Source organism: Dyadobacter sp. CY323, from assembly GCF_021390245.1.
In the GTDB taxonomy this organism is placed as follows: Bacteria; Bacteroidota; Bacteroidia; order Cytophagales; family Spirosomataceae; genus Dyadobacter.
Genome location: NZ_JAJUXH010000022.1, coordinates 70,296 through 93,608, shown reverse-complemented (window position 1 = coordinate 93,608; position 23,313 = coordinate 70,296). Strand labels below are relative to the sequence as shown.

General features: G+C 45.1%; 21 protein-coding genes. 8 read left to right on the top strand and 13 right to left on the bottom strand.

The genetic code is table 11. The annotated features are described in order from the left end of the window. The 3 genes from LZG72_RS24540 to LZG72_RS24530 form a co-directional block, all read right to left on the bottom strand. On the bottom strand, nucleotides 1-1,233 hold the full coding sequence (locus tag LZG72_RS24540; RefSeq protein ID WP_233877783.1) for a sulfite oxidase: 1,233 nt from the start codon (nucleotides 1,231-1,233) through the stop codon (nucleotides 1-3). Nucleotides 1,234-1,439: 206 nt separating this feature from the next. After that, on the bottom strand, nucleotides 1,440-2,231 hold the full coding sequence (locus tag LZG72_RS24535; protein WP_233877782.1) for a ferritin-like domain-containing protein: 792 nt from the start codon (nucleotides 2,229-2,231) through the stop codon (nucleotides 1,440-1,442). Nucleotides 2,232-2,258: 27 nt separating this feature from the next. Beyond that, nucleotides 2,259-2,978 carry a ferritin-like domain-containing protein gene (locus LZG72_RS24530; protein WP_233877781.1) on the bottom strand — a complete coding sequence of 240 codons (720 nt, stop codon included), beginning with the start codon at nucleotides 2,976-2,978 and terminating at the stop codon, nucleotides 2,259-2,261. A 515-nt stretch (nucleotides 2,979-3,493) separates the two neighbouring features. Here LZG72_RS24530 and LZG72_RS24525 point away from each other — a divergent pair. Further along, on the top strand, nucleotides 3,494-3,796 hold the full coding sequence (locus LZG72_RS24525; protein WP_233877780.1) for a hypothetical protein: 303 nt from the start codon (nucleotides 3,494-3,496) through the stop codon (nucleotides 3,794-3,796). A 68-nt stretch (nucleotides 3,797-3,864) separates the two neighbouring features. Then, the gene (locus LZG72_RS24520) at nucleotides 3,865-5,238 is read left to right on the top strand and encodes a sigma-54 dependent transcriptional regulator (protein ID WP_233877779.1); all 1,374 of its coding nucleotides are present in this window, start codon (nucleotides 3,865-3,867) and stop codon (nucleotides 5,236-5,238) included. Here LZG72_RS24520 and LZG72_RS24515 read toward each other — a convergent pair. From LZG72_RS24515 to LZG72_RS24505, 3 genes are all read right to left on the bottom strand, one after another. Continuing rightward, the gene (locus tag LZG72_RS24515; RefSeq protein WP_233877778.1) at nucleotides 5,226-7,757 is read right to left on the bottom strand and encodes a hybrid sensor histidine kinase/response regulator; all 2,532 of its coding nucleotides are present in this window, start codon (nucleotides 7,755-7,757) and stop codon (nucleotides 5,226-5,228) included. The two genes, LZG72_RS24520 and LZG72_RS24515, sit on opposite strands and share 13 nt — an antisense overlap. Nucleotides 7,758-7,944: 187 nt before the next feature. After that, entirely contained in the window at nucleotides 7,945-9,879 is a 1,935-nt protein-coding gene (locus LZG72_RS24510; RefSeq protein ID WP_233877777.1) for a c-type cytochrome, read from the bottom strand. A gap of 24 nt (nucleotides 9,880-9,903) precedes the next feature. Beyond that, nucleotides 9,904-11,754: a family 16 glycoside hydrolase gene (locus LZG72_RS24505; protein ID WP_233877776.1), complete on the bottom strand. Its 1,851-nt coding sequence runs from the start codon at nucleotides 11,752-11,754 to the stop codon at nucleotides 9,904-9,906. Between the two features lie 190 nt (nucleotides 11,755-11,944). Between LZG72_RS24505 and LZG72_RS24500 the strand changes: the two genes are divergently transcribed. The 6 genes from LZG72_RS24500 to glgP all read left to right on the top strand — a co-directional run bounded on the left by LZG72_RS24500 (nucleotide 11,945) and on the right by glgP (nucleotide 17,470). After that, complete coding sequence (locus LZG72_RS24500) at nucleotides 11,945-12,709, top strand: DUF1080 domain-containing protein (RefSeq protein ID WP_233877775.1); 765 nt, start codon at nucleotides 11,945-11,947, stop codon at nucleotides 12,707-12,709. Nucleotides 12,710-12,820: 111 nt separating this feature from the next. Beyond that, on the top strand, nucleotides 12,821-13,387 hold the full coding sequence (locus LZG72_RS24495) for a hypothetical protein (RefSeq protein ID WP_233877774.1): 567 nt from the start codon (nucleotides 12,821-12,823) through the stop codon (nucleotides 13,385-13,387). Nucleotides 13,388-13,480: 93 nt separating this feature from the next. After that, nucleotides 13,481-14,296 (top strand): hypothetical protein, encoded by an 816-nt coding sequence (locus LZG72_RS24490; RefSeq protein WP_233877773.1) that lies wholly within the window; start codon nucleotides 13,481-13,483, stop codon nucleotides 14,294-14,296. A gap of 142 nt (nucleotides 14,297-14,438) precedes the next feature. Continuing rightward, nucleotides 14,439-14,597, top strand: coding sequence for a hypothetical protein (locus LZG72_RS24485; protein ID WP_233877772.1), 159 nt, complete (start codon nucleotides 14,439-14,441; stop codon nucleotides 14,595-14,597). Then, nucleotides 14,573-15,721 carry a DUF692 family multinuclear iron-containing protein gene (locus tag LZG72_RS24480; protein WP_233877771.1) on the top strand — a complete coding sequence of 383 codons (1,149 nt, stop codon included), beginning with the start codon at nucleotides 14,573-14,575 and terminating at the stop codon, nucleotides 15,719-15,721. The genes LZG72_RS24485 and LZG72_RS24480 overlap by 25 nt, the downstream gene beginning before the upstream one ends. A 102-nt stretch (nucleotides 15,722-15,823) precedes the next feature. Beyond that, complete coding sequence (gene glgP, locus LZG72_RS24475; protein WP_233877770.1) at nucleotides 15,824-17,470, top strand: alpha-glucan family phosphorylase; 1,647 nt, start codon at nucleotides 15,824-15,826, stop codon at nucleotides 17,468-17,470. Here the strand turns inward: glgP and rfbD are convergent, their stop codons facing one another. From rfbD to LZG72_RS24440, 7 genes are all read right to left on the bottom strand, one after another. Continuing rightward, the gene (rfbD, locus tag LZG72_RS24470; RefSeq protein ID WP_233877769.1) at nucleotides 17,471-18,379 is read right to left on the bottom strand and encodes a dTDP-4-dehydrorhamnose reductase; all 909 of its coding nucleotides are present in this window, start codon (nucleotides 18,377-18,379) and stop codon (nucleotides 17,471-17,473) included. It abuts the gene before it with no gap. Between the two features lie 10 nt (nucleotides 18,380-18,389). Beyond that, the gene (locus LZG72_RS24465) at nucleotides 18,390-19,097 is read right to left on the bottom strand and encodes a peptidylprolyl isomerase (RefSeq protein ID WP_233877768.1); all 708 of its coding nucleotides are present in this window, start codon (nucleotides 19,095-19,097) and stop codon (nucleotides 18,390-18,392) included. A gap of 5 nt (nucleotides 19,098-19,102) precedes the next feature. After that, nucleotides 19,103-19,699, bottom strand: coding sequence for a hypothetical protein (locus LZG72_RS24460; RefSeq protein ID WP_233877767.1), 597 nt, complete (start codon nucleotides 19,697-19,699; stop codon nucleotides 19,103-19,105). A 116-nt stretch (nucleotides 19,700-19,815) separates the two neighbouring features. Continuing rightward, the gene (locus tag LZG72_RS24455; protein WP_233877766.1) at nucleotides 19,816-21,231 is read right to left on the bottom strand and encodes a BamA/TamA family outer membrane protein; all 1,416 of its coding nucleotides are present in this window, start codon (nucleotides 21,229-21,231) and stop codon (nucleotides 19,816-19,818) included. Between the two features lie 97 nt (nucleotides 21,232-21,328). Next, nucleotides 21,329-21,706 carry a hypothetical protein gene (locus LZG72_RS24450; protein ID WP_233877765.1) on the bottom strand — a complete coding sequence of 126 codons (378 nt, stop codon included), beginning with the start codon at nucleotides 21,704-21,706 and terminating at the stop codon, nucleotides 21,329-21,331. Nucleotides 21,707-22,451: 745 nt separating this feature from the next. Next, nucleotides 22,452-22,817 carry a hypothetical protein gene (locus tag LZG72_RS24445; RefSeq protein WP_233877764.1) on the bottom strand — a complete coding sequence of 122 codons (366 nt, stop codon included), beginning with the start codon at nucleotides 22,815-22,817 and terminating at the stop codon, nucleotides 22,452-22,454. After that, nucleotides 22,814-23,275 (bottom strand): C69 family dipeptidase, encoded by a 462-nt coding sequence (locus LZG72_RS24440; RefSeq protein ID WP_233877763.1) that lies wholly within the window; start codon nucleotides 23,273-23,275, stop codon nucleotides 22,814-22,816. Before LZG72_RS24440 ends, LZG72_RS24445 begins: the two co-directional genes overlap by 4 nt. Nucleotides 23,276-23,313 lie beyond the last annotated feature (38 nt).

Here is a 23,313-nt window from a genome sequence, read left to right as displayed (position 1 = left end):
CTAACCTACTTTGACAGCGATTCTTTCACAGGCGTTATTCAGATAACCTCCCGGATTCCAGGCCGGTGCTATCATCGGTTGAGATATTCCCTTGTCGTCGGTCGCACGTACCCAGACTTCATAATACCCTTTAACCGGGAATTTTATTTTACTATTCCAATGCTGCCACGCCAGCCGGTTTGCCGGAGCTTCCAGCTTGCAATCTTTCCATGTAGCGCCGAAATCAATGGAAACCTCCACTTTCTTGATCGCATGGTCACCTGCCCAGGCGTGACCTCGTAAAGCCAGCTCCGTTTCCGGGCCGATCATCGCCCCGCTTTTTGGATAGGTAATGAGCGATTTAACCGGCATAGACTCGATAATCTTAAAATACTCATCAGTCTGCGGCACATCTTCTCCCGGCGCGACTGGATTGCGGGGCATCTTATAACTGTGGCCTTCCATTTTGGCACCGTCATGCACTTTGTTCCTGACAGAAATGCCACTCAGCCATTTACCGGAAACAGACGCAGGCCAGCCGCCGATGACAAGTCTCAACGGATAGCCGTGGAATTCCGGAATATCTTTTCCATTGACCTGCCAGGCCAGAAGCGTTTCATCTTCCAGGGCCTTTGCAATCGGCACGCCACGTGAAATGGATTCTTTCTTTGGGTCCCGGCTCAAATGGAGATCTTTACCATGGTAGCCAATGTAAACCGCGTCACTTTTTAAGCCAACATCGGCCAGAATGTCCTTCAACCGAACGCCCGTCCAGGTCGCACAATGAACCGCACCCTGTCCCCACTGGTTCCCCGACGCCTGCGGCTGAAACCCCGACCGGCCGTTGCCTCCGCATTCCAAAACAAGCTGATAGCTGTATTGCTTAAAACGCTTCTTAATATCGGCCAGCGTATATGTTTTCGGTGCTTTTACGGACTCTCCGTCAATGGTCAGTGTCCAGTTGGCAACGTCAATCTTTTCGGGAATCAGCCCGTTGTTGCGGATGAACATTTTTTCAACCGGGGTAATGCGGTCGTCTAGCAAATGGACAGGTGACTCCACATTCCAGGGTTTGTCACCCTGCACGATCATCTCCGTGCTTTTGCCTTTCAAAGCATCTTTTTCGTCCAGAAATAATGGGATATAGCCCGGGGGTATCTTGTGGGCAAAGACAATCTGGCTACCTAATGCGGTACCCAGAGCAGTGAGGCCGGTTTGTTTCAGAAAACCTCTTCTATTCAGCGCAGAGTTCATGTTGGGCTTTGGAATGAAATACAACAACGTTCAAATTTAAGCAAACGATATTTGTTAACCACCGCCTCGTCTGAACTTACCGGCGGATTTAAACAAAAAAGAGGCCGCCGTTTGGCAACCTCTGCTTTATACATAGTGTGTTACACTTTAGAACCCTTACTCACTAATTAAAGTGTATGTATGCGTTCAACAGGGAGAATTTACACTTATGCTTTTATAAACGGTCCCGCAATGGCGAGTACCGCTTCTTTTGACAACGGTTCATCAAATGCTTCCGAAATGGCCGCATCCGATTTCGAAGCCAGGCCTTTCAGATCTTTTCCGCCTTGGGTCATGTTATCTTCGCCGGCATAGATCGCGGGCACCGCCCCTTCCTTACCGGTGATCCAGCCTTTCATTGCCGCATTCCCGGTAACGGTGGCTGCAAGTCTGCGAACTACCGCCGCATGACGGGCTTCTACCGAATGTACTTGTAATGCGTATTCAAGGATCGTGGGATCGGCCTTCAATGCGGTAGCCTGACCTTTATATGCACGCACACCGGTATCTTCCAGTGCACTTGATACTGTTACGAACGTTTTATAATTGGTAAAAACATCACCAAATGCGCCGCCATACTTGAAGTCAAATGTTGGCTTCGCAATTGCGCTGGTTCCCAATGCTTTCACAAGAAACGCAACATGCTGTGTTTCATGCTTGCCGATCTGCGTAAAAATGGTCTTGTCCGAAGCTGGAATGAGGTTAGCAGCCGCATTACCTGCCTTGTAAAACTCATCTTCCAGGTATTCCAATGTCAGCGCGTAGTTGAGTACGGCAACGGCGCCGGCCGATTGTGCAAATGCTTTATTAACAATGGAAGCAAAAAGGGTTGGAACGGCAGCTTGTGCTACTTTCGACCCAATCCGATTCATAAAATGACGACGGGAAGCATATTCCAGACGCCCCAGTGCATCGCCGTCAATTCTTTGAAAATCATCTATTATTTTGAAAATATCCATTAGTTCTTAATCAGATAAGGTTGAAAATTATTTGCCTACATTGGCTCCGGTGATGGTATCTTTTACGTATCCTTTCACCGCAGCCAGAATGTCGGCTGGGGCAACCGCTTTGTCCATACCGTCGCCGTTAAGAATGTCATCACCAGCAAAGTCAGCTGATTTTGGCTTGATCAAATCACGGATAACTGCGGCATGGCGAGCTTCAACCGAAACGATTTTTCCAGCCAGCAAAAGGTAACCGTCATCTTTAATGAGTTTTCCTGCGCCATTGTAAGCAGCAACGCCAGTATCTTCGAACAATTTGGCTGCACCTAATACCGCATCTCTTTTTGTAAAGTCAATGGCGGCGAAATTCGGAGTAAGTCCCTTAATTGCTTTATCGCCCAATGCAGTTTTGAAAAACTCGCGGTGAATCACTTCATGATCGCGGATATCGGTCAGGATTGTCTTTTCGGCATCTGTCATGCCGGCGTATGGGGTGGCTATTACCTGAGTGTAAAATGCAGCTTCCAGCTGTTCGAGCGCGTATGCATAGTTCAAAACGCCTATATCTCCTGATCCAAGATCAACGGCATCGCCTGTTCCCGGAATCATCGGATCCGGATCGTCGTCACTACAAGCTGCACTGATAACAATGGTTCCTAGTGAAGTTGCCAGTCCGGCGGAACGTAAAAAAAGGCGTCTGTTGACTACTGACGTACCTTCCTTTTCACCGGAGTTGTTTTTTGATTTCATCAATCTGATCATAGCATTGGTGATTACTGAGTCTCTTCTCGTTCGTCGAAAAGATTATTTGAAAAGACCTACGACCTTATTTTTGCTTTAGATCAGACGATTTGTAATTACAGTAAAATTTGAAGACAGTATGATGGGCTTAAAAAACAAAAAGAGTCTATTTCTAGACTCTTAATGCTTTCAGACTAACCGATAAGTGATATCAGCAACGTTGAGCGGAATATCCTTTTGGGATTAAATGAATGTATAGGGTTATATTTCTTGATTTGTAGCTATTTTACTACAAAAAACGGTAAAACTATTTCAGATTCAAATATAATGGATTATGAGGTTCAGTTAAATATAATAACTAAAAAATTTTGAATTTTGTTAATTTGAGTCAATATCCTATCAATTTTTATGTATTTATCTTACTAAAATTCTGATGTTTGTCGGAGCTTTTGACGGAGGTATTCCGGCGGTAAATCGTGTAGAAATATCATTTGTTAAATGCAGTCTTTATATTTATCGAAAAATTTAGTATTAATATGAAAAATCTGATGCTCGCCGCGATGATGCTCCTGGCAGGAGTTTCTGTAGAAGCCGGCACGATGAAAGAAAAGACTCAGCTCGACCTGGGAGCGGATCAAACCAAAGTTTCTGTCAGGCCGGAAGATTTGCCGGAAGCAGTTAAGTCGGCCCTGGCCGGGGATGGATATGCCGATTGGAAAATTACGAATGCATACCTGGTTACGAGGGACAACAATTCTCAATATTACGAGGTCAACATCAAGAAAGGCGAAGAAACCGCAACCTTGAACCTCGATAAGTATGGAAAGAAAGTTGATTAGGTTTTTGTTTTTATAATTTTACAATTCCCCGATCGTTAGCAAGTATTATTTTCTGAAATTATTACCCTATGGCTCACCTGCTCCTCGTTGAAGACGACACAACATTCTCAAAGCTTCTTAGCAACTTTCTAGGCAAGCATGGTCACCAGATAAAGGTATGTTCCAGTCTGAAAGAAGCGAGGGAAGCATTAAAAGAAAGTGATCCGGGAGATCCATTTGAAGTATTGATGCTTGATTATCGGTTGCCGGATGGGAACTCAGTCGATTTTCTTAAGACGTTACGCAGCGAAGGAAACCGCACAGCTGCATTTATCATGACAAGCTTTAACGATGTGCGTACGGCCGTTACCGCCATGCAGATCGGCGCATTCGACTATATTACAAAGCCTGTTAATCCTGAGGAACTGTTGATGGTACTGCGCGAAGCGCTAAATAAAGGCGAAGTGACAAGTGTGAAGTCTGTCCCAAAAGCCAAATCCAATGTAAAAGCGGACAAGCAATCGCTCGAATACATTGAGGGCAAAAGTAGCATTTCAAAACAACTGTACGAATATGTGAGGCTGGTGGCACCTACCGATATGTCGGTGATCATCCAAGGTGAAAGTGGTACCGGAAAAGAGCATGTCGCGAAGTCCATTCATAAGCTCAGCAAGCGTGCAAATGGGCCATTCGTCGCGATAGACTGTGGTTCGTTATCAAAAGACCTGGCGGCCAGTGAATTATTTGGCCACAAAAAAGGTGCTTTTACGGGTGCATTAACTGATAAAATCGGGCAGTTTGAAGCTGCCGACGGAGGTACGCTTTTTCTCGATGAAATAGGAAACCTGGGCTACGATGTACAGATCAAATTGCTGCGGGCATTGCAGGAACGCATCATCGTGCCAATTGGAAGTACGCAGCCTGTTAAAGTCAATGTGAGGCTCATTGCCGCTACCAACGAAGATCTGATCACCATTTCTGCCAGCGGTGATTTCCGGGAGGATCTTTATCACCGTTTAAATGAGTTTAAAATCGAAGTCCCGGCGCTCCGTAAAAGAGGGGAGGATATCGGCATTTTTATCCAGCATTTTGTAGATAGAGCAAATGAAGAACTGGGAAGGAATGTAAAAGAACTTTCCAAAGAGGTAATGGATATCTTCCAGAAATACGACTGGCCGGGTAACCTCAGAGAATTGAATAATGTAATAAAAAGGCTGGTACTACTTTCCAAAGAAGAAGTAGCAACTTCGAGCGCATTGCCTGCAGAAATGATCACCGCCATGGAAGGAAGTCACAAACCCGCCGCCGGTTCCGATCTGAAAGCATTGCAGGAAACGCACGAAAAGGAAATGATTGAAAAAGTGTTGCAAGAAGTTCGCTATAATAAAAGTAAAGCCGCAAAACTGCTGAATATCGATCGCAAGACGCTTTATTACAAGATTGAAAAGTATCATATCGAGTAGGCAAGTGCCCGCTCTTCAACTTGCTCAATCGTCATTTTCGCGTTTTCCACAACCTCCCACATTTCAGCAACAGATACCTGTGAGGGGTCGTCCCGCAAAGCGATCTCAAAATTTCTAAAACGGATCGACAGTTCTTTCGCACCGATCTGCCCGATACGTCCGGCAAGGCGGTGCATGAGTTCCTGTACAATGTGAAGCTCCCGATTTTCGAGGTGAATTTGAAGTGCGTCTATATCTTTCCGTGAGTCCATTACAAACTGGTCGAGTATCTCCCGCATCAGGCTTTCATCACCAAATGTCATCTCATTTAAAGATGTAAAATCGATTTCAGCCGTCGGTGCAGGTGGGGAGACGGACTTTGTAGGAACCGAGGACGATTCGAGCAGTTCCAATAACTCTTTCGAGTGAAACGGCTTCATCAGGTACCCGTCAAATCCCATATTCAGCAGGTTATTTCGCTCCTCAGGCAAAGCTTGCGCAGTGAGTACAAAGAACTTGACGTGATCGGGTACATTCTTGCGGAGCCTTTTCACCATTTCGGCCCCGGTCATTCCCGACATGCGCATATCGGTGAGCACAAACCGGACCTGGTTGTCCCCCGGTCTGCTCAACACTTCCTCCGCGGAAGAAAACGAGGTATGCGGGATACCGTTCATCTGCAGAACGGACGAACACCATTTAAGTATAAAAGCGTCATCATCTACCAGCCAGACCTTTCCGGTAATGTTGTAACTCCTTTCGGGTGTTTCTTCTGCCAGTTCCAGTGCTTCTGCCTTTTTCATAGTGCTGCTGACAGAAAAAGTCGTGCCTTGTCCGGGAATACTTTTGATCTTAACAGTGCCCCCCATGCCCTCCACGAGCGCTTTTACAATGCTGAGGCCCAGCCCGGTGCCTCCATAACGGCGGGAAATGGAAGAATCGGCCTGCTCAAACTGATTGAATATTTTTTGTACCTGATCCGGCGTAAGTCCGATGCCCGTATCTGTGATGTGGTATTCCAGCTGAATTTCGTTGCCAAAGTCAACACCATGTACCTTCAAGACTACTTCGCCGTTCTCAGTAAATTTGATCGCATTGGTGAGAAGGTTGTAGAGGATCTGTCTCAACCGGAACGGATCGCCGTTGAGGTAGAGGTTGGCGGGTAATGAATTTTCCAATCTCAATACAAGACCTTTTGCAACTGCCGTCGGCCTCAGAACCTGCACGACTTCGGTTAAAAGTGGGTTCATTGCGAAAACACGGTTCTCAAATGTAAACCGGTCTGAGATGATGCGGCTGTAATCAAGTACCTCATTCACAAGGTATAACAAATGCTCCGACGCCGAGTGCAATGTTTCGAGATCCTGCTTTTTCGGTTTTTCGTCTTTTTTTAAAGCTTCGGTGTAACCTATAATGGATTGAAGCGGAGTCCGGATCTCGTGGCTCATATTGGACAAAAACCGTTGTTTTGCCATACTATGATATTCGGCCTCCTCTTTCGCATCTTCCAGTTCCGCGCGGTACTGGTTGCTTTTTGCGATGTCGGTAAAAATCAGGTAGAGTAGGGACGCGATCAGGATAGAAACACCGAGCATTACGTATTTGAGATATTCGCGGCTCTGGTTTGCGATGTTTTGGGTTTGCAATCCTTCCTGGTCCGACTGCTTCAAAACCTCGCCTTCCACTTCCTGCATCACATCCAGCAACTGTTTTACCAGCGAGTTTCCGGCCGTAGCCAGTTCCTGTTCCCGGTCTATAAAACTCGTTGTCCGGATTTTCTGCGATTTTTCGATGGCCTGGACTGCCTCGCCTACTTTTTCAATGGCACTGTCCTCCTGGGCGACGGTAATTGTATCCACCTGAATATTGACTTCCTGCTTTTGAACCACTTTGGTAGGTTCTGCGGGGACTACTTTTTTCGCTTTTTTTGAGTTACCAAAAACCCGGTTGAAGAAGCCTTTTTTCTCACGGGCTTTCTGGATGGAATCGGGTGTTTCGGTGTATACGGTGGTGGTAGTGGTTCTTTTTTCTGTTTTTACAACCGTACTGTCCGGCTTTTTCTTCGTGGTTGTGATCAAACCTGAAATGCTCTTCACTTCATCTTCCAGTGCTTTATTATTTACAAGCTTGGTCCGGACTTTCACATAATTGCCATAGATTTTTTCCCGGGCAAGGATGATCTTTTTCATTGAATCGATCCGAATGATCTGATGCGGATCTTCGAGGCTGAGCATCTTTAATGAGTCCAGGGTTGCCATCAGCTCGGCGGACTGTTCAAACAACTGCTCGTTATGCTCCTCTCCTTTGACTTTACGGGCATTCTGTAAATGATCGAGCAGAAGGATATTTTTGAAGATTTTATTAACCAGCCTCAGTTTATCATCGGGATTTGACAAACTGGAAAGGTTCTCGAGCATTCCATTGAAAGCATAATTCGTAATAATCCAGGAAGCGCCGATAGCAGTAAAAGCGACAAAAAATCCGAGAAGGACTTTGCCTTTGACTGACTTTAAAAAGGATTGGTCACGTAGGGTCGACATAGTTGACGAGCGATAATCAATATCAACTAACGCATTTTAAACTGCAAAAGGTACAAGTCACACGCATCGATCTGATTTATGATGTGAATATAAATATTAAAAATCAATGTATTACCTCCATAAAAAGAGAAGACTGCCCGATCGCAGGCAGTCTTCCCAATGCTTAAAACGATAAAACTCAGGTTGGTTATTTTGCAAGTGAATTGATCCACGCCGCAATTTTAGCAGCATCTGCTTTCGAAACCTGCGGCATTGGCGGCATGGGGGTAGCGTAGTCAGGCCAGTTTTCAGGTTTCGGATTGTAGATCAGGTCGACAATCTTTTCGTTCGAGTATTTCCGTTTTGCCACATCGGTATAGGATGGGCCGACTACTTTTTTGTCGGTAGTATGGCAGGCAAGACAGGTATTTTTTTCCAGAATCGGTTTCACTTCTGCCCAGGTCGGTACTTTTGCATTACCTGCGGCGGCTTTGCCTTTTCCATCCGGAGAAACGTGTTCTTTTTCAGGAGTTGCAGAAACGGATGCCGATGCGTTTCCAGACCGTCCGGTTTTAAGTTCCGATACTTTCAGCTTTTCACCATCCGGAATATTGTTCAGAGTATAGTATGCATCTGTATGAACCAGTGACCAGCTATTTGTAGCCGCGCGGACACCTTCCAGCTGGATTTTGTGGACGTAATACTGCTGCATTTTGTCCAGTACGATCCGCACTTTTTTGTTATCATCCGATACTTTTACACCCGTCACTTTCACGTCTGTCAGGTTGATCTGCGGACTGCCGTAAACCGGATAATGCTTGTAGATGTAGCTGCTCACTTTATAAGAATCCAGATCTTCCGCCGACTTGCGGTCCACCGGCATTGTGAACTCAATTTCAAATCCATCTGGCTGCGCTTTCACCGTATACATTTCAAAAGGTATTTTGCCATTCCAGACCAGACGTTGCAATCCCTGATTGGCATCACCTGCCGATCCCCAGCCGCGGTTTGTCTCACCCACGAACATCGAACCGTCTTTGTCGAATGCCATTCTCAGCACACCCGACTGGAATCCGCTGCGGAAACCAATGCTGGCTCCCTGATATTCACCTTTTACTTTTTCAAGAACCACGCGCATGATGTTGCTTTGTCCCTGGTCACCTACAAATACCTGCCCGGTAAATGGCCCGAAACTTCCTTTGGTATCATCCAGGATCAGCTCGGAAGTAGACACTCCGTGAACACCATACGGAAGCCAAACCGCCGGCAGTTGCACCATGTCATATTTTTGTTTCAATTGATACAAAAACTGAGGCTCTTCGTTCCGGGTATTCTCAGGCTTAATGGCGCGACCTTTATCATCTTTCGTCTGACGGTTGTCCCGTTCTGCAAAAAATTGCTTTTCAGTCAGTTTTACAGGTGAGTTGGGTAATCCTGCCCATTTCAAACCAGCCGGGTGGCCCATAAAACCACCTTTTTTAACCTGGAAAATCGCGCCGGTACCCATCCAGTCACCCTGGTTGTCGGTATAAAACAATTCGCCATTCAGCATACTGATACCCGCCGGGGAGCGGACTCCGGTTGCGTAGGGTTCGTATTTGCCATCGTTGGTAATGTGGAAAATCCAGCCACGGCCTGGTACGCGGCTTTCGCCTCTCCACCATTCTTCATCGCCAAATGCCACGTTACCACTCACAAAAAAGCTTCCGTCCGGCGCCAGTTTCGGGCCAAATGAATATTCGTGGTAATGTCCCGACAATGGCCACGCATATACCGTTTCGTAAACATCCGCTTTTCCGTCGCCGTTTTTGTCGATGAGTTTGGTCAATTCACCGCGCTGCGCGCAGTATAATGCGCCTTCTTTATAAGCAAGTCCGAGTATCTCGTGGAGACCCGTTGCAAATTTTCTGAAAAAAGGCGTGCGGCTGGTAGGGTTATCCACGATCCAGACTTCACCACGACGGGTTGAAATCGCCAGAGAACCATTTGGCATTGTAGTCAATCCACCCACTTCCAGGATAATTCCTTCGGGAATCGGTGGTGTAATGATTTTATAAAAATCTTCTTCTTTTGGAGATTCCTGCGCTTTAAGCGTGGTCAGGGCTGCCAAAAGGAGGAATGCTATCTGAGCAATTTTTTTCATTATCTATTCGGTATGAGGATTATATCAAAAAAGGATAGAATATTTTACTTCACCGTTGGTGACCGGTACCAGTAATTCCTGCGAACCATCCGCAGTCCTGATTTCAGGTTTAATGCTTTTGTCAGCCAGCTGAATGTAGTACGATTTATTATTCACCGCATACAAACCATCGGACACTTTCTCAATGGTAGCACCGTCTGCCAATCTTGCCACAAGACCTTTTGCAGGATTGTTAACCTTCACAATGCGCTCAAAATACTGGTTATTGACAACGGAAACATAATCTGTTACGGTTGAGCCAAATGCCTGATACTGAAAGGTTGGAACGTCCATTTCGTCGAGTACATACCCTTTTGGACGGTAACCGCTGCCGGTAGTATCTGCTACCCATTTCCCTTTTCCGGATGCTTTTCCAAGCAACATGTCGTTGCCTAGTACGGTCACACTTCCACGTGGCCGGGACGAACCGTCACCGCGGTCGTGCCACATAGGCGTAGCATCAAGGAATTCTCCGCGCCAAACCTGCAGTACGGCTCCTTTGTCCAGATCATAGGTATAATGCAGGCTCGCGGGGCTGCCAACCGAAACCGCGTGTACGATACGCTGTCTCTTCGACTTATCATCTTTTTTGAAATCCATAAAGCTGCGTGTAATGGTATTCGTGCCCGCGCCGATCAAAATCGGATCGGTGGAACCGGCAGCCATGGCAGAGCTCTTGGTATGGTAAGCTACTTCACGGAAACCCGGGCCATTTACCCACAAACCCAGTACCGGACGCATCCAGCCATCTCTTTTGTTATTGAATATTTCAATGGAGTGATCTCCGGCTTTCAGGTTTACCGTGCCATTCCGGAACTCATTGTTATTTTTCCATTGCGCGTCGATCACGAATTTTCCGTCGATTTTGAGGTAGGAATTTCCGGAGGCCTGCAATTTGAAATTGTAATCTCCCGCAGTCGGAGCAGAATAGGTACCTGTGTAGGTATACGAATAGTTGTTGTTTTCTTTCAAAATCTCCCAGCTCAATGCTTCCGATTTGCCGGTTTCAGCAGGTGTCAGTTTCGAAAGGTCTTCCGTTTCCATCAAACCACCATTATAGGTTTTGTAGGTCAGCTCCGACAATGTTCCCGGTTTTTGATCAAAATTATTAATAATGATGTTTTTGATCGCCAGCGAGCCGTGATCACCCTGAATGCGGATCGGTCCCATGGCTACATCTTCGGCTGTTAATGCACCTCTGGTCGGGCCGCTTACTTCTACATTCTCGTGGATTGTAACTCCGTTTAAAACAACGGAAAGGAAAACCGCATTGGAGATTTTCTTGCCGTTTGCATCAAAGCGGGGTGCCTGATACGATATTTTGATATTTTGCCAAAGTCCTGGCGCTTTCGATACATTATAACGCGGCGCATAGCCTTCATAGCCTTTGGCACCTTCCGGTTTCGACTCGTCCCAGCGATGGTAAATCCCGCCGTTGTCGCCGTATATGGCATTTTTTTTACCCCAGCTGTCAAAAAGTTGAACTTCGTAATTTCCCTGAAGGTAAATGCCTGAGTTGGACCCTTTGGTCATCATAAAGTCTAGCTCTATGTCCAGGTCACCGTGTTTGAAATTGGAAATGAGTTCATATTGACTGCCATATTTTCCTTTCTCATGAAAGCAGGCCAGAACGCCTTTTCCGGGTGTTGTGGTCAAAACGTTTTCCTTCGAAATATCTGCGGTGGCATTACCGACGATTTTCCAGTTGTCGGATTTGGTAGTAAACGCACTGAGGTCGTTCAGAGGGACAAGTTGCTGGGCATACGTGTGTTGCATTGCAAATACCGCTATGCCGCCAGCGATAAGATGCAAGAATGAATTCTTGATTTTGGACATACTTGAGGTAAGCTTGGTCTGTTGTAGATTTTGCGCCCGGCCAGTCGGGCCGAAGGCGGTGCAAATTACGTGATAAGAATTTGGAAAGTTGCATTTAATTCGGTGAGAATCGCGTTTGTTAATGCTTTTTACTTAATGTTGTGTTTTGATATTATTTCAATGGTTTATTAGACTAAACAGTCCTTTTAAGATGAAAAAATTGATTCTTACCGCGTTCGGCCTGGCCTCTGCTTTTGCTGTTCATGCACAGTTGCAACCCGCTAAGCAAACTCCTGAGTCGAGTGAATTGTGGAGCCCGGTTCCACGCATTGTGACGCCAGGAAAAATTACACCGGCGCTTTTAGGCTTTACTGCACCTTCCGATGCAATCGTTTTATTTGATGGAAAAAACCTGGATGCCTGGGTTTCCGGGAAAGATGGGAAAGCTGCTGCTCCCTGGACCGTTGGAGATGGCGCGATAACGGTAGCTCCGAAATCAGGCGACATTCAGACCAAGCAATCATTTGGCGATTATCAGCTCCACATCGAATGGCGCACGCCTGCCAAAGTGGAAGGCAGCAGCCAGGGACGTGGTAACAGTGGTATTTTTATGCAGGGAATTTACGAGTTACAAGTTCTCGACAGCTACAACAATGCGACTTATTCAAACGGGCAGGCGGGTTCGATCTACAAACAAACGATGCCTTTGGTAAATGCATCGGTTGGGCCGGGTGAATGGCAGGTTTATGACGTGGTTTATACAGCCCCGCATTTCAATAAGGATGGCCAGATGCTCATTCCACCATACATTACGGTAATCCACAATGGCGTTCTCGTTCAGAACCACACGATGATCCAGGGCACAACACCGTATGTAGGTCAGCCGACGATCACTCCGCACGGAAAAGGACCGATCAAATTGCAGGACCACAACAATACGACCAGTTTCAGAAATATCTGGATCCGCGAGCTATAACAGTCAGCGGTACACTTTTTTAAGGCTTAGGCGATCGAAACATCGTTTAAGCCTTTTTTGTTTTTGTTAAATTGAGTATTATTTATCCATTATCCGTAGCAAATTGTTGTCATGCAGGAAATTGAGCCCTATTATAACTGGGAGAAACACTATGTAGCCAGTGACGATGAACGTTCGCCTTTTTTCGGGCGCAAGTACAATCTGGATTACTATGAAAATGCGATTTACGGATACTACATTCATCCGTTGTGGGACGAAATAGGGTCGGAAACTTTGTATGTCAAAATCCTTTATACGGACTATAATAAAGGATATTCGATCATCGAAATGTTTGGAGAATGGAATGATACGCTGCACAACGATATCATGTTTTTCAAACGCCAGGTCATCGATCCGCTGATCGGCGAGGGTATTAATAAATTCATACTTCTCGGTGAAAATGTCTTTGACTTTCACGGGAGCGAAGACGATTATTACGCGGAATGGTTTGACGAAATTGAAGACGGCTGGATTGCCGCGGTGAGTTTCCGTGAGCATGTGGAGGAACAATGGCAAAAGTTCAGGCTCGACTACTACATCAATTATGGTGGAACGCTTCAGCTCAATAACTGGCGTACCTTGCAGCCGGAGCCGTTTTTTGAGTTGGTTAAAAATTTGATGATTAGAAGGTTAGAGTGAAAGAAAGGTGGACGGATTGTTTGCAACGTTGCAAACTCCTTTGTAGCTTACGATTTCAACAAAATCACTTCCCGTACCTTAAACCTTGTCCCCATGCCAGAAAACGACCAAATTATTCCGGGTGATTCAGAAGAATCCCTGGGAAATAAAACCGAAGAACTGAAAGCTACAACCGCTGAAGCCAAAGATGAGATCGTGGAAGAAGTACTGGAGATTAAGGATGAGGCAGTCGAAGTAGCAGAAGAAAAGGTAGCAGAAACCGAAGCCGCCGCCGACGGTGTGAAATCGGAAGTTTATGAAACACTCGATGACCTGAAAGCACAAGGCGAAGAAAAAGTGGAAGAAACCGCTGAGATCGTAGAAGAAGGGGCTGAGGAAGCAGAGGAATTTGTTGCTGAAAAGGCGGAGGAGGTAGTGGCAGAGAAAACGGAAGAGGCTCAGGAAGTTGTTGAAGCGAAAGTAGAGGATGCAAAAGAGGTTGCGGCCGAGGTGAAAGAAGAAGCCTCAGAGAAAATCGACGAGGCGAAAGAAGTAGTTTCGGAAAAAACCGAAGAAGTGAAATCGGCATTCTCTGCTAAAACCGAGCAGCTTCAGAACGAGGTAGAACTGAAAATCGCTGCCGGAAAAGAAAAAGCAGAAGAAATTGTAGCGGATCTGACTGAGAAGGCTGCTGAGTATAAAGAGATTGCTGCTGAAAAATTCGAGGATATCAAAGAAGATGCCGCGGAAGCATTTGAAGACGCGAAGGAAATTGCTGCTGAGAAATTAGCTGAGGCGCAAGTAAAAGCCGCTGAGCTCAAAGCGAAGGCGACAGTAGAACTGGAAGAGTTAAAGGAAGTTGCGTCTGAAAAATACGTGGAAACGAAGACCAAAGCCAAAGGTTTCTGGGCAAGGTTGTTCGGGAAATAACATTAGCGTTTGTATTGTAAAAGGCCCGATTTTTTCTTGAAATCAGGCCTTTTTTGTTTTTAAAAATAAACAAACAGTTACAACCAATCTGCGCGGATCGTTGTCTTTTCCAGGTATTTCAATTCACCTTAATACCTGACCCATGAAAATCTCAAAAACCATTTTACAAGCTGTCGCCGTCTCCGTCGCGATCGCCACCATTACGTCTACCGTGGCATGTACGGACTACATCATCAAACCAGGGGAAAAAAAAGAAAATAAGAAGAAATCAGATCCATGCCCCGCATGCGGAATGGGATGATTTACTCCTCGATAGCCTGCAACCTCGATGCCCACATTCTGATGGCTTCTCTTCCATTATTCGAGCAGGAGAAAGTGGATGCCATTGAATGGTCGTTCGATACACTTTTTAAATTCAATGAAATACCATCGTGGTTTTCGGACCTCATCGGCGAATTCAGCAAAAACGACAGGCTCGTCGGGCACGGAGTTTACTTTTCACTGTTTTCCGGAAAATGGCTGCCTGAGCAGCAGCAATGGCTGGACAAGCTTAAAAAGCTGTCCGATCAATTTCATTTTGACCATATCTCGGAACATTTCGGGTTTCTGACCGGGGCAGATTTCCATAAAGGTGCACCCATCGGTATTCCATTAACTACTTCCACTCTGGCCATTGGTTCGGACCGTCTGAAACGGATTCAGGATGCGTGCCGTTGTCCGGTGGGATTGGAAAATCTGGCGTTTTCGTATTCACTCGAAGAAGTAAAGAAGCACGGCGACTTTTTGAACCAACTGGTTGAAAGCGTGAATGGCTTTATTATTCTGGACTTACATAATTTGTATTGCCAGAGCCACAATTTCAGCATTCCATTTAATGAGATTATCCGGCTTTATCCGCTCGATCGGGTTCGGGAGATACATATTTCGGGGGGCAGCTGGGACGATCTTTCGAATACACACGGGAAAATTGTGCGACGCGACACACACGACGAATCCGTGCCCGAACAGGTTTTTGACTATCTGAAACGCACGGTTCCGAAATGCGCAAATCTGAAATATGTGGTGTTGGAACAGCTTGGAACTGCATTGGATTCGGAAAGTCGGCGGGTAGCGTTTCAGAATGATTTCCTGAGAATGGATGGAATTGTTAAGAAGGAATCAAGCGCACACATCAATTCCATAACAAATAACTTTCTTCCTGCGATTGGGGTAATTCCCGACAAAGTGCCGCCGGAAGATCTGCCTTTATACAATCAGCAAACCGAACTCTCCTACATTCTGGAAAATGCCAGGGACCTGACCGATGCCCGAATGCGGCTGGAAAGTTCGGCATTATCCAACTCTGAATGGAATGTTGAACAATGGGAACCAGCAATGCTTGATACGGCCATTGCAATCGCGCAGAAATGGAAAAATGGGTTTTGATTTGCGGGAAATCCGTGTGAATCACTAAATTTCAAAAATGAACATGGCATAATTTTGTAGTTTGTTCATTCAGAAATCGTACTCTCACCAAAAATGCTTCCGATGTCACAATCGTCTTTTTCAATTCCCTACCAGCATCCATTCACTCCGGATAATCAATACAAAAAATCAGTAGCATACTTTTCAATGGAATTCGCCATCGACCAGGCCCTGAAAATTTATTCAGGCGGACTGGGTTTTCTGGCCGGATCGCACATGCGCAGCGTTTACGACCTGAAACAAAATGTGATCGGGATCGGAATGCTTTGGAAGTACGGGTACTACGACCAGGGCCGAAAAAAGGACGGGAGTATGCAGCCGGAATTTCATGAAAAAATGTATTCATTTTTGACAGATACGGGCATACGCTTCCAGATCCCGATGATGGGCAAACAGGTTTGGATTGCGGCCTACTACCTTGCGCCGGACGTGTTTAACTCAGCTCCATTGTTTTTGTTAACCACCGATACGGATGGAAATGATGAGACTACCCGGGCGATTTCGTATTCACTTTATGATGCCGATGTTTCGTATAAGGTAGCTCAATGTATGGTTTTAGGCATAGGCGGGACCAGGCTTCTGGAAGAATTAAAGTATGAGCCCCAGGTTTATCATTTCAATGAGGCCCATGCGGTTTCCGGGATTTTCCATTTGTTTAAAAAACATAAAAAAATAGCGGAGGTCAAAAAACGGGTGGTATTTACAACACATACGCCCGAGGAAGCTGGTAATGAGAAACATGATATTCATTTCCTGGAAAAGCTCGGATTTTTTTCAGGATTAAATCTTGAAACGGTCCGGAAAATCAGCGGCACGAAAGGTGAAATTTTTAACCATTCTCTCGCTGCATTAAGTCTCAGCAGAAAAGCGAATGCCGTCTCGAAATTACACGGCGAGGTGTCCCGGCAGATGTGGAAAGCATTTCCAAACCTGGCGCCGATCGATCACATTACCAATGCACAAAACAACCGTTATTGGGTTGACCCAGAGCTTGAACAAGCCAGATTGGCCGGCGATACCGAACGAATTACTTCCAGGAAAAAAGAGTTGAAAAGGCTTTTGTTTAAAACAGTTGCTGATCAGAGTGGTAAATTGTTTGATCCTGAAATACTTACGATAGTGTGGGCACGCCGGTTTGCAGCTTACAAAAGACCGGATATGCTTGCATGGGACCTCGAACGTTTCCGGAAAATGATGAGCGATACCGAGAAACCGGTTCAGGTGATCTGGGCTGGGAAACCGTATCCAAAAGATGAAGGTGCAATCAATACATTCAATCATTTGTTTTACCTGAGCCATCTTTTTCCAAATATGGCTGTTCTCACCGGGTATGAACTGGGCTTGTCCAAGTTACTGAAAGACGGTTCCGATATTTGGTTAAACACGCCGGTCGTAACCCGTGAGGCTTCGGGTACCAGCGGGATGACCGCTGCGATGAATGCATCGTTGAACCTCTCGACTTATGATGGCTGGATCTGCGAATTTGCCAGAGATGGTGAAAATTCCTTCATTTTGCCCGTTGCTACTGGCGAAGATATCAACAAACAGGATTGTGATAATCTGATGGAAAAGCTCGAAACGGATGTTATTCCGACCTATTATACGAATCAGGAAAAGTGGAAGCAAATGACGTTACAAAGCATGAACGATGTCAGCGTCGATTTCAACTCGGACCGGATGGCGCGGGAATATTATGAAAAGCTATATTAATTAAATGCCCGTTTGTCCGGCCAGAATGGCAATTCCTTCCTCGAAAGAATGAGGGTTATACCCTAAAATTTCACGGGATTTTGTCAGATCAAATCCCGTCCGCGGAGGTCGGCGGGCGGGCTGGGTAAATACCGAAGCATCGGTGGGGGAAATGAGCGATTTGTCCAGAGAAAAATAGTCAGCGGCCATTATAGCCATTTCAAAAGGCGTCAGAAAGTCTTTTCCTGAAATATGGAAAATTCCCTGCGCCTTTTTTTCTGCAATCAGAAAACACCCCATTGCCAGATCTTCCGCTAAGGTGGGCGTCCTGAACTGATCGGTTACGACTTTAATCTGCTTTCCTTCCTGCAAGGATTTTTTGACCCACAGAATAATATTGCTGCGGCTCATATCATGCGCAATGCCATATACCAAAACCGTCCGCGCGATCGCCCATTCAATTCCTGAATGGATCACTGCTTTTTCTGCGGCATATTTGCTCCATCCGTAAAAACTGATTGGATTGGGACTGTCTTCTTCTTTATACGGACCGGATTTACCATCAAAAATAAAGTCGGTAGAAAGGTGCTGTAAAAAGACATTATATTTTTTGCAGGCCTGTATCAGGTTTTCGACCGCGGTTACATTCAGCTTCCAGCATGCTTCTTTTTCCAGTTCGCATTGATCCACATTGGTCATCGCAGCAGTATGGATCACGATTTCCGGCTGGGTTTCACCAAATACCGCTTCTACCTGGTCAGGATCTGTAATATCCATTTCCATGTAGCGGTAGCCGCCGGTAATTGGTAATCTGTTTGGTCCTTTTGCTGTCGCAATTGTTTCAAAACCAGCTTGCTGCGTGAGTAGCTCGACTAGTTTTTGCCCGAGCAGGCCGTTTGACCCTGTAATCAGTATCCGTCTTTTTTTCAATGCAAAAACGTTAAGCGTTGTAATCCCAGCCGTATTTTTTGGTGATCTTTTTCTTCTTCATTTTCTTCACCGAAACCTTCATGGATATATCTTTTTCAGGCCGGTCACGCTCGTCTTTTTCGACAGCGCCGATCTTGTCCATCACTTCCATGCCATCGATTACCTGACCGAATACGGTATACGCACCGTCTAAATGCGGTGTTCCGCCAATCGTTTCATATACCTTTCGTTGCTCAGCCGTCAATTTTCTGGCAGCGCGTGCGGCTTGTTTGTCCAGATCAATTTTACTCCATTTCCTGCCCTGGACAATGTAAAATTGACATCCGCTGGATTCTTTTGCAGGATTATTGTCCCTTGCAGCTGCTAAAGCGCCTTTCTGATGAAACAACTTGGGACTGAATTCCGCAGGAATTTTATAGCCATTATCGCCTTTTCCAAGAAACTCGCCCGGCTTGGCGTTGCGTGAATTAGGATCGCCACCCTGGATCATGAAATCATCGATTACCCGGTGGAACAGCAAGCCATCATAAAACTTTTCATCGATCAGTTTAAGGAAATTCGCCTTGTGTTTGGGTGTTTCGTCAAACAAGATCACACGCATCGTTCCTTCACTCGTGGAAATGGTTACTACATGGTCTTTCTTTGATTTTTTCTGAGCTAAAACGCTGAAAGACAATAAAACAAGTAGACTTAATAAAATGGTTTTTTGATTTTTCATAATGATTATTTTGCGGCTAGTGCAGTTTTATCAGTTGGGGAAAACTGGAATTTCAAGCCGTAATCCTTACCCTCCGACACATCTTCCATATTCACTTTTACTGATTTTGTATTCCAGGATATTGTCTTTTTTTCTTCTTTTGGTGTTTCGTAATTTTTCGTAAAATGAGCTTTTGCTGCGCTCCACAGCTGTTTTGTAGCTTCGGGACTATTCAGGTAAACATCCACGGTAATCTTATTTACCTTTTTATCTCCCGTGAAAAAATACTGAATATCGATCGTTTCAAGTTTGGCGGTTTCCGAAGTATATCCGAGATGGTCCGGCGTTTCCTCAAACATTTCAAATGTTTCCGTAGCCTTCACCTTACTGAGCGGATCGCCAAAAGCAATGCCTCTCAGGATGCCGTTTTCGGGAGACTCTTCGGCGGAGCCCAGGATTGTTGTCAGCAATGCAGACTGATTACTATTCAGGTCGGCCGGTGCGGGTTGTGACAAAACCACCGAATCAGGTGTAGATTCCGTTTTCTCATTGGTTTTGGTATCACAGCTGATCAGGGCTAATACTAAAAAAAATACGGCGGACCGGATTTGTAAACCTTTCATGTTTGTAGAAATTATTTGCATTCAGTTAGGTTAAAATGGGTTGTAAAATAGTCATGCCTTTCCATAAGATTCAGTTACAATATAATCATTAGACGTATTTCAATCGCTCGGAAATACTAAAATTCCCTCGCTACATTAAAAAAGAACCGCTTCTCTCCCTTGCCGTTCAAAGTGAAATTGAATCGCGTAACAATATTGTAAAAAGTCACGATATCCAATCCGGCGCCTGCCCCGTAAAGCATTGAGTTGCCCAGCCTGGTATTACTGAATTCTGGATAATGGTTTTTGACGTAACCCGCGTCGGCGAACGTATTCAGGTATACAGCCAGCGGAATGGTGTTAAACTGCCTGATCGGAATAAAGGAAAGATGTTTTTGTGTTGAAAAAAGCCTATATTTCAATTCATTTTTTATCAAACCATAATCCTGACCATCAACAACATATAGTTCATATCCCCGCACCAGGTCATTGCGGTAACCCAGCCCGACCGTCTGTTGATAGGGTTGCCTTTTAGGAAAAGAGACGCGCCCGCGGAAGCCGGTATTGAAGAAAAACTTCTTGCCCAGCGGGACATATTTTCGAACGGACCCGTAGAAGTAAAGCATGTTGATATCATCGGAAGGCAGCAAGCCCGATTTCGAAACCTGGATGCCGGCCGTCTGCCCCGACAATGCATATTGCACATTGTCGCGTTTGTCGTAACTGAATGTATAAGTCAGCTGAAAATATTCCTGTTTCTTTTTACTGTCCAGAAAATAGTTGGGATTGAGGGTGGCGATCGTGTCTGAAATATTCCCATGGCTCCATCGCAGGTCTACGGAATGGAATGTATAGTATTTATTCCGGCGTGAAAGCGCCACATACGCGGAGAACCTTTCCCGGTTCACCTCCTCACTGTTGAAATATTGCAGTTTGTCGCGCCACGTGCGAAATGCAGTTGTTTTGTTGAGCGAGTATGAGGTTCCGATGGTAATACCGGTTTTTTGCGCCTTGTCCAGATAGGGCAGTGAATAGGCCAGCTCAAATTTCGGAATAAAGCCAAATTCAGCCAGAAAACGCAGCTTGTCTGCCCGGCCGGTCACATTCCCATAGCTCAGGTAAACACCATAGGTTGTTCTCGACAAGTCCCGTTTCCGTTCGTACCACCATTCATTGAAGTTACGGTCGGCAAGCTGAAAAACCGGCAGAAATATAAAGTACCAGCGTTCCTTCACTACAATGCGAATGTCCGTTCGAACGGAATCGACGTTTGCCTGCGTCAGCAGCTCGACGGTGACGAATAAATTGGTGTTAACAACCTTCCTGCGGTCGATTTCGAGTTGTTCTTTCAGCGCGGCAGTGGTGAGCGTGTCCCCGGTTTTGATCGCCATTTCGCGCAGGATAATGCCCGACCGGGTGCGGTGATTTCCTTCAACGCGTACATCCCCGATAACCAAAAGCCCACTGGAATCTGCCGTAACAATCTGTCCATGAGCATACCCGGCAATGATCAAAAAAATTACGAATAAACAGATCTTCTTATAGAACTTCATTCTTCACAGCCAGATTTCCAAACCCAAACGAATCCGGGGCTGAATATGGTGAAAATTCGGGAAAGGTTAGTGAGTAGGGGCTGCGGACGGTAACGATTTATGAAGCCTTGCGCTGAAGAGAATTCAGGTTGATCATATAATGCAGGCTGATTCTTGGTCGTACGAAAAACGGAGTTTCGGTAATGATCGCATAGAAGTTGGCGAAGTGCCCAAATTCCAGGTTAATGCGACGTTTGTAACTTAACCCTGCCTGCAGACCTAGAAATTCAGACCGACGTCCCCGGTAAGCACCACTATAATGAAATGCGGCATATGGCCGGATTATGCTGGCACCAAAATAACTACCGAGCCCAAACTCGATGGTTTTTAATGGAGTCTCTTCATATGGTGCCTGGCTGTATCCACTGAGTGCATTAGGGGTAAGGAAATAGCTGAACTTGATGAAACGATTGTGAAACTTCCTTGGAAAGCTCACTCTAAGACCAAACCCAAGGTGACCTTGTTATGTACAACGAAGCCGCGCTCATTCCAGTTTTCCAAACCCATATTTGTTTCCAGATCAAATACCACTCTCGCCTGGTCGGCTAAGTAGATTTTATTTTGAGCTAAAAATGACTTGTTATATTCTTCGATATAGTCTTTGAGATATAGGATCTGATAGGGTGGGATGGTCGTTTAAATTTGCTGGCATCATTGCAAAACCTGGCTAGCTGTTTTTTGTAAAATTCTAAAATCAGTAGGTGTGTTTTGTTGTCAATTGATGTAGCGTGATGTCGAGTAGGCCGATCTTTTTGCTTTTGTATATGTTATTTGTGGAAGTGATTACAAACCCTTTCAAATCAATGGCTGAAATTCTAAGTAATTTTTCATCATTTTTTTTGAATTGAATGTTCTGAGGACTTCTGGTCCAATCTTCGTTTTTAATAAATCCCCGAATGGTGTCGTTTTGATTTGTGATAATATATCCTTCAACGAGTTTAGCTTGGGCAAAAAAGATTAGAATTTGTGATTAAAAAGGTGAATAATAAGATTGTGAATGCATTAAATGAGACATACATGTGTGCGTAACCCAAGTGTGTAGAATGATTTTTCATAGTTGTGTTTGTTTCGTTTTGTGGGGTAAAAATTTTTGACTCTGAAAATGGCGATGGTTAACAGAACAGGATGTCTGCCCTGTTCTGTCTCGTAATAGGGATGCCGATGGTGCTGGCTATTTTAGCCTACTCATAGATTTTGCCATCGCATTCAAATGGAAAAACTAGAACTGTATCTTTCTTATAAATGTAAAATAGGAGTTCTCCTCCTTTTTTCACTACCGTATCACCTTTGGCAATCTTATCAACAAACCAATAGCCCCAAGTATAGTTAGTTTTTTTAAAAGTACTTGCTGTGTTAGTCCCTGGAATAATTCCATGCAAATAGAATTTGTATTCATTCTTGGAAAACTCTGAAACAACAACATTACACGAATCAAGCCTAACCCCATCGGCAGCCTCTTCGCATGAGACTTCTTTGAAATTGTAACATGAAAGAACTTGTGCCAGTATTACAAGTATGATAGTCGCTTTTACTATATCTTTTATCATCTTTTTTTGAAATCAATTTCAGTGGAAAATGAAGTGGAGTATGATCTCTTGTAGCCAAATGAAAATCCAGCACCAAAGCCGTAGGTCTTGTAACCGTTTCGGTCTCTATTGAAAAGTGTATTATCGTTAGAAGTTTGAGACTCACTAAATGCAAACCCGAGGCCATAAGAATTTCCAATATCAACCCCGTCGACGAACCTTAAATTGCGATGACGCCTTAAATTATTCGCTCTCTTACTCATAGTCACTTGCAAAGAAAAATCAATCCCCGGAGGAGCCAATCCAACTCCGATCCCGGTTGAAACGAAGGGCGCGATACCTCGACTATCCATAGCAACACCTGCATTGAATCCGGCTTCTCCAAAAATTCCGCTCGCGGATGCATTTACCTGAATGCCATATGCGTCAGGTAACCAAGGGCTGTAATTTTGGTACTGCCCAAAGTACTCTTTATCCAATTCTTTCTGATATCCAGGCCTCACCACGCTTACTAAAC

Coding starts and splice junctions, on each gene's coding strand:
- glgP (WP_233877770.1), top strand. CDS start 15,824: ATGTCACAATCGTCTTTTTCAATTCCCTACCAGCATCCATTCACTCCG.
- LZG72_RS24520 (WP_233877779.1), top strand. CDS start 3,865: ATGGCTCACCTGCTCCTCGTTGAAGACGACACAACATTCTCAAAGCTT.
- LZG72_RS24445 (WP_233877764.1), bottom strand. CDS start 22,817: ATGATAAAAGATATAGTAAAAGCGACTATCATACTTGTAATACTGGCA.
- LZG72_RS24535 (WP_233877782.1), bottom strand. CDS start 2,231: ATGGATATTTTCAAAATAATAGATGATTTTCAAAGAATTGACGGCGAT.
- LZG72_RS24495 (WP_233877774.1), top strand. CDS start 12,821: ATGCAGGAAATTGAGCCCTATTATAACTGGGAGAAACACTATGTAGCC.
- LZG72_RS24455 (WP_233877766.1), bottom strand. CDS start 21,231: ATGAAGTTCTATAAGAAGATCTGTTTATTCGTAATTTTTTTGATCATT.
- LZG72_RS24515 (WP_233877778.1), bottom strand. CDS start 7,757: ATGTCGACCCTACGTGACCAATCCTTTTTAAAGTCAGTCAAAGGCAAA.
- LZG72_RS24485 (WP_233877772.1), top strand. CDS start 14,439: ATGAAAATCTCAAAAACCATTTTACAAGCTGTCGCCGTCTCCGTCGCG.
- LZG72_RS24465 (WP_233877768.1), bottom strand. CDS start 19,097: ATGAAAAATCAAAAAACCATTTTATTAAGTCTACTTGTTTTATTGTCT.
- LZG72_RS24525 (WP_233877780.1), top strand. CDS start 3,494: ATGAAAAATCTGATGCTCGCCGCGATGATGCTCCTGGCAGGAGTTTCT.
- LZG72_RS24510 (WP_233877777.1), bottom strand. CDS start 9,879: ATGAAAAAAATTGCTCAGATAGCATTCCTCCTTTTGGCAGCCCTGACC.
- LZG72_RS24505 (WP_233877776.1), bottom strand. CDS start 11,754: ATGTCCAAAATCAAGAATTCATTCTTGCATCTTATCGCTGGCGGCATA.
- LZG72_RS24500 (WP_233877775.1), top strand. CDS start 11,945: ATGAAAAAATTGATTCTTACCGCGTTCGGCCTGGCCTCTGCTTTTGCT.
- LZG72_RS24460 (WP_233877767.1), bottom strand. CDS start 19,699: ATGAAAGGTTTACAAATCCGGTCCGCCGTATTTTTTTTAGTATTAGCC.
- LZG72_RS24480 (WP_233877771.1), top strand. CDS start 14,573: ATGCCCCGCATGCGGAATGGGATGATTTACTCCTCGATAGCCTGCAAC.
- LZG72_RS24540 (WP_233877783.1), bottom strand. CDS start 1,233: ATGAACTCTGCGCTGAATAGAAGAGGTTTTCTGAAACAAACCGGCCTC.
- LZG72_RS24490 (WP_233877773.1), top strand. CDS start 13,481: ATGCCAGAAAACGACCAAATTATTCCGGGTGATTCAGAAGAATCCCTG.
- LZG72_RS24530 (WP_233877781.1), bottom strand. CDS start 2,978: ATGATCAGATTGATGAAATCAAAAAACAACTCCGGTGAAAAGGAAGGT.